At 49.5% G+C, this 5,940-nt stretch carries 4 protein-coding genes; all 4 read left to right on the top strand.

The window, feature by feature from the left end; genetic code table 11:
• Positions 1-923: dihydroorotase (locus GRP75_RS17465; RefSeq protein ID WP_160789921.1), on the top strand; the 923-nt coding region annotated here is incomplete at its 5' end.
• A gap of 61 nt (positions 924-984) precedes the next feature.
• Positions 985-2,121, top strand: coding sequence for a glutamine-hydrolyzing carbamoyl-phosphate synthase small subunit (gene carA, locus GRP75_RS17460; protein WP_075154448.1), 1,137 nt, complete (start codon positions 985-987; stop codon positions 2,119-2,121).
• Between the two features lies 1 nt (position 2,122).
• Entirely contained in the window at positions 2,123-5,338 is a 3,216-nt protein-coding gene (gene carB / locus GRP75_RS17455) for a carbamoyl-phosphate synthase large subunit (protein ID WP_023989424.1), read from the top strand.
• 67 nt (positions 5,339-5,405) lie between these two features.
• Positions 5,406-5,940 (top strand): orotidine-5'-phosphate decarboxylase (gene pyrF / locus GRP75_RS17450; RefSeq protein WP_160789920.1); only part of this gene is annotated, 535 nt, incomplete at its 3' end.

The following is a 5,940-nucleotide window of genomic DNA, read 5'->3' as shown; positions in this document are numbered from 1 at the left end:
CTTACGCAGCCATTACGAAAAACGAACTGGGGCGTGAGCTGACAGATTTTGAAGCGCTCAAAGCAGCGGGTGCAATCGGCTTTACTGACGATGGTGTCGGGGTGCAAAGCGCGCAAATGATGAAGGATGCCATGGCGCGGGCCAAAGCACTGGATATGCCGGTTATTGCACACTGTGAGGATAACACGCTTGTTGAAGGAGCGGCGGTGACGGACGGCGAATTTGCTAAGCGCCACGGACTTAAAGGCATTCCGAACGAATCCGAAGCCATTCACGTCGGACGAGACATTTTACTATCCGAGGCAACCGGGGCACACTATCATGTGTGCCATGTCAGCACGGAGCAGTCAGTGCGGTTAATCCGCCACGCGAAATCTTTTGGCATCAAGGTAACGGCTGAGGTATGCCCACACCACTTGGTATTGTCAGATGAGGACATCCCTGGGCTGGATGCGAACTGGAAAATGAATCCTCCGCTCCGCTCCCCACGTGATGTGCAGGCATGCATAGAGGGACTGGAAGACGGTACGATTGACATCGTCGTAACCGACCATGCAGCGCACAGTGAGGAAGAGAAGGCAAGAGGTATGGAGCTGGCGCCATTCGGAATCGTTGGTTTTGAGACGGCCTTTCCGCTGTTGTACACAAAATTCGTAGCTACCGGACAGTGGACGCTGGACTTTCTAGTGCGTCGTATGACTGCTGATCCAGCGCGTGTCTTCCGCCTTGATACGGGACGCCTGAAAGAAGGGGCTCCAGCTGACCTGACCATGATTGATCTGGAGCAGGAGCAGTCAGTTGATCCGCAAACGTTTGCCAGCAAAGGACGCAACACTCCTTTTACAGGCTGGAAGCTCAAAGGCTGGCCCGTGAAAACTTGGGTAGACGGCAAACTGGTATGGTCTGCTGACGAAGCAAAATAAATAGAAACCACTAAATAAATAGAACCTAATAGCAGGAAACAATATAGAGGAGTGAGACGGGATGCAGGCAAGATTGTTACTTCAGGACGGCACGCTGTTTACAGGCACATCATTTGGTGCGGAAGGTGAAAAAACAGGCGAGGTCGTTTTCAACACAGGGATTACAGGCTATCAAGAGGTGCTGACTGATCCCTCTTATTGCGGACAAATCGTAACGATGACTTACCCGCTGATTGGCAATTACGGAATTACTCGGGATGACTTTGAATCGGTACGGCCTTATGTCCATGGCTTTGCTGTTCGACATTACGAGCCGGCGCCAAGTAACTGGCGTGCTCAATACAGCGTGGGCGATTTGCTGAAGGAATATGGCATCATTGGCATTAGCGACATCGACACCCGCATGCTTACCCGGATTATTCGCCATCACGGCACGATGAAGGGCATTTTGACGACTGGTTCCCAGCCGCTGGAAGAACTGAAAGAAATGATGTCTGACCTCACCATTGAAGAATTGCGTAATCAGGTTCCTATGACTTCCACACCTCATCCGTACAGCAGTCCTGGCAACGGAGAGCGGATCGTACTGATTGACTACGGTGCAAAAAGCGGCATTTTGCGCGAACTGAATAAACGGGACTGCGATGTGGTTGTCGTTCCACATGATACGACGGCTGAGGAAATTCGCCGTTTGGACCCGGACGGTATCCAGCTGTCTAACGGCCCTGGAGATCCAAAAGACGTACCCCATGCCGTTCGTACGGTAGCTGAACTGTTAGGGGAATACCCGATTTTCGGAATTTGCTTGGGACACCAGTTGTTCGCTTTAGCTTCGGGAGCGGATACGGAGAAGCTGAAATTCGGACATCGCGGTGGTAACCACCCGGTGAAAGAACTGGAGAGCGGACGTTGCTTTATCACATCACAAAATCACGGCTACACGGTGAATGAGAATTCGATCCAAGGAACTGAGCTTGAAGTGACGCATATTAATAACAACGATAAAACGATTGAAGGTCTTAAACATACCAAGTATCCCGCGTTTTCGGTTCAATATCATCCAGAGGCTGCACCAGGACCTTACGATAATGGCTACCTGTTTGACCGTTTTCTGGACATGATCCGTGAGCACAAAAGAAATCATCCAAAGCAACCGCGTCAGGCTGCTATCGCCGCCGCAGTGAGAGGAGAGCGCTAATATGCCGAAAAATACAGAACTTAAAAAAATACTTGTGATCGGTTCCGGTCCGATCGTCATTGGTCAGGCAGCAGAATTTGATTACGCTGGTACACAAGCTTGTCAAGCGCTCAAAGAAGAAGGCGTCGAGGTAGTACTGATCAACAGTAATCCGGCAACCATCATGACAGACACCAACATGGCAGACAAAGTATACATCGAGCCGATCACACTTGATTTTGTAACACAGATTATCCGTCAAGAGCGTCCAGATGGTCTGCTTCCTACGCTGGGAGGACAGACAGGTCTGAATATGGCAGTGGAACTGGCTCGCGCCGGAGTGCTGGAGCGTGAAAACGTCAAGCTGCTGGGAACTCAACTGAATTCGATAGAACAAGCCGAAGATCGTGATCTGTTCCGTGATTTGATGCGCGAGTTGGAACAGCCTGTACCAGAGAGTGTAATTGTAACAACCTTAGAGGAATCGTTAGAATTTGCTAACGAAATCGGTTATCCAATTATCGTTCGCCCTGCTTATACGCTAGGGGGAACAGGCGGTGGTATCTGCTCTACAGAAGAAGAACTGCGTGAAACCGTCAGCTCTGGCTTGAGATACAGTCCAATCGGACAATGTTTGGTGGAAAAAAGTATCGCAGGTATGAAGGAAGTCGAGTATGAGGTCATGCGTGACGGCAATGATAACTGCATCGTTGTTTGTAATATGGAGAACTTTGATCCAGTCGGCGTGCATACTGGTGACAGTATCGTCGTAGCTCCGAGTCAGACGCTGTCAGATCGCGAATACCAGATGCTGCGCTCCGCTTCTCTGAAAATTATCCGCGCCCTCAATATCGAAGGCGGCTGTAATGTACAGTTTGCGCTTGATCCGCACAGCTATCAATACTATGTAATTGAAGTAAATCCGCGCGTAAGCCGCTCCTCGGCACTGGCTTCCAAGGCAACTGGATATCCGATTGCTAAAATGGCTGCCAAAATTGCACTGGGCTACACGTTGGATGAAATTGTGAATCCGGTAACGGGACAAACGTATGCTTGCTTTGAGCCAACACTGGATTACATCGTGAGCAAAATACCACGCTGGCCATTTGACAAATTCATTTCTGCCAACCGCAAGCTGGGCACGCAAATGAAAGCAACGGGTGAAGTCATGGCCATCGGACGCACATTCGAAGAGTCCATCCATAAAGCGGTACGGTCGTTGGAAATCGGTGTAAACCGTCTGCATCTTAAGGGAGCCGAACAGCTGTCTGATGACGTGCTCAAGGATCGCCTGATTAAAGCAGATGATGAGCGTTTGTTCTTGGTAGCCGAGGCGTTCCGTCGCGGCTGGCAGCAGCAGGAGATTCAAGATTTGACGAAAATTGACTGGTGGTTCCTCGATAAGGTAGAGGGAATCGTCAAGTTCGAAGCCATCATCGCTGGAGAGTCTGAGCTGACCTACGAAACACTCTATCAGGCCAAACGTAAAGGTTTTACCGACCGCTCTATCGCCGAGATTCGCAGTATGGGCCAAAACGACAGTATGACAACCGAGCGTGAGGTACGTGAATTCCGTCTAGCTCAAAACCTGCGTCCGGTCTACAAAATGGTAGATACGTGCGCAGCCGAGTTTGAAGCCACAACTCCGTACTACTACTCCTCTTACGAGGTGGAAAATGAAGTTATTCCATCTAACAAAGAGAAAGTTATCGTACTCGGCTCCGGACCGATTCGGATCGGGCAAGGGATTGAATTTGATTACTCCACCGTACATGCGGTATGGGCTATTCAAAAAGCAGGCTACGAAGCAGTGATTATCAATAACAACCCGGAGACGGTATCTACGGACTTTAACACATCCGATCGCCTCTACTTTGAACCGCTCTTCTTCGAAGATGTAATGAATGTCATCGAGCAGGAAAAACCGATTGGGGTTATCGTCCAGTTCGGTGGTCAAACGGCCATTAATCTCGCAGCTCCGCTGAGTGCGGCAGGCGTGAATATTTTGGGTACGAGTCTGGAAAGTATCGATGAAGCGGAAGACCGGAAAAAGTTCGAGCAACTTTTGTCTCGTCTGGCTATCGCACAGCCTAAAGGCAACACGGTCACATCGGTAGATGAAGCAGTAGGAACCGCACAGGCGCTAGGCTATCCGGTCCTGGTACGTCCATCCTACGTTCTGGGCGGGCGCGCTATGGAAATCGTGTACTCAGATACGGAATTGCTGCGGTACATGGAAGAAGCGGTTAAAATCAATCCAGAGCATCCGGTGCTCATCGACCGTTATATGCTGGGTAAAGAAGTTGAGGTCGACGCCATCTGCGACGGCGAGACAGTATTGGTACCAGGCATTATGGAGCATGTAGAACGGGCCGGGGTTCACTCAGGTGACTCGATCGCGGTGTATCCACCACAGCACTTGTCTGCCGAGCTGAAACAAAAAATTGTGGAAATTACAATCAGTATCGCCAAAGAATTAAAAACGATCGGTCTGGTAAATATCCAGTTTGTCATTCATCAAGACCAGGTGTACGTGATCGAGGTTAATCCTCGCTCCTCGCGGACGGTTCCTTTCTTGAGTAAAGTAACGAATATCCCGATGGCGAATCTGGCTACACAGGCTATTTTGGGCGGTAAGCTTAAAGATGCAGGTTATTCAGAAGGCCTTTGGCCTGAAAGTAATTATGTCTCGGTTAAGGTTCCGGTATTCTCCTTTGCCAAACTGCGCCGTGTAGAGCCGACGCTGGGCCCAGAAATGAAATCGACAGGTGAAGTCATGGGACGCGATATTCAGTATGCCAAAGCACTGTACAAAGGACTTGTGGGAGCTGGCATGAAAATTCCATCTACTGGAGCAATCATCATTACAGTGGCAGATAAGGACAAAGAAGAAGCTGTCGAGTTGATGCAGGGCTTTTACAGACTGGGCTATAAAATTATTGCAACAGGTGGAACGGCGGCTGCTATGAAGCAGGCCAATATTCCGGTGAACACGATCAACAAGCTGAGCGAAGGTAACCCGAACATCCTGGATATGATCCGTACGGGTGAAGCCAACTTTGTCTTCAATACGCTGACCAAAGGCAAAACGCCAGAGCGTGATGGATTCCGTATCCGCCGTGAAGCGGTTGAGAATGGCATCGTCTGCATGACCTCACTGGATACAGTACGCGCTTTGCTAAGAATGCTGGAAACGATCAATTTCACATCCGAATCCATGCCGGTCCTAAGCAACTAATGCGTTACGAATAGATGTGTGGAAATAAGTAGCACAGGGAAGGACATTCATCAGCTTCGGCTGACGGATGTCCTTTATCACGGGCAAATGTACCCGAATTGACGTGAAAAGGGGATGTAGAACGGTGAATGGAGCATTTCAGCAGATGGCAGGACGGCTGATGGTTGCATTAGATTATCCCAATGCACAACAGGCTGAGCAGTTAATTCGGCAGCTAGAGGGAATTCCCTGTTATATAAAAGTAGGTATGCAACTGTTTTATAATGCAGGGCCAGCTTTTGTAGAACAGCTAAAGTCCAGAGGATACTCCGTATTTCTGGATTTGAAAATGCATGATATCCCTAACACGGTGCGGGGAGGGGCAGAGAGCATTACCCGCCTAGGTGTGGATATGTTCAACGTACATGCTGCTGGAGGCGTTAATATGATGTCAGCCGCTAAAGCTGGTGCAGAAGCAGCTATTTCCGCAGACAGTTCGCTTTCCATGCCGCTCATTATTGCAGTCACACAGCTGACCAGCACGGATCAGACGACCATGAATAAGGAGTTAGGTATTCCTGGTACGGTACAGGATGCAGTAGTTCGTTACGCACAACTGACCC

This window comes from Paenibacillus sp. OT2-17 (assembly GCF_009827695.1).
Taxonomy (GTDB): domain Bacteria; phylum Bacillota; class Bacilli; order Paenibacillales; family Paenibacillaceae; genus Paenibacillus; species Paenibacillus polymyxa_B.
This window is presented reverse-complemented; position numbering and strand designations above follow the sequence as displayed.

Bases quoted from the DNA above. Each gene is read 5' to 3' on its own strand.
- carA (WP_075154448.1), top strand. From the start codon at position 985: ATGCAGGCAAGATTGTTACTTCAGGACGGCACGCTGTTTACAGGCACA.
- carB (WP_023989424.1), top strand. From the start codon at position 2,123: ATGCCGAAAAATACAGAACTTAAAAAAATACTTGTGATCGGTTCCGGT.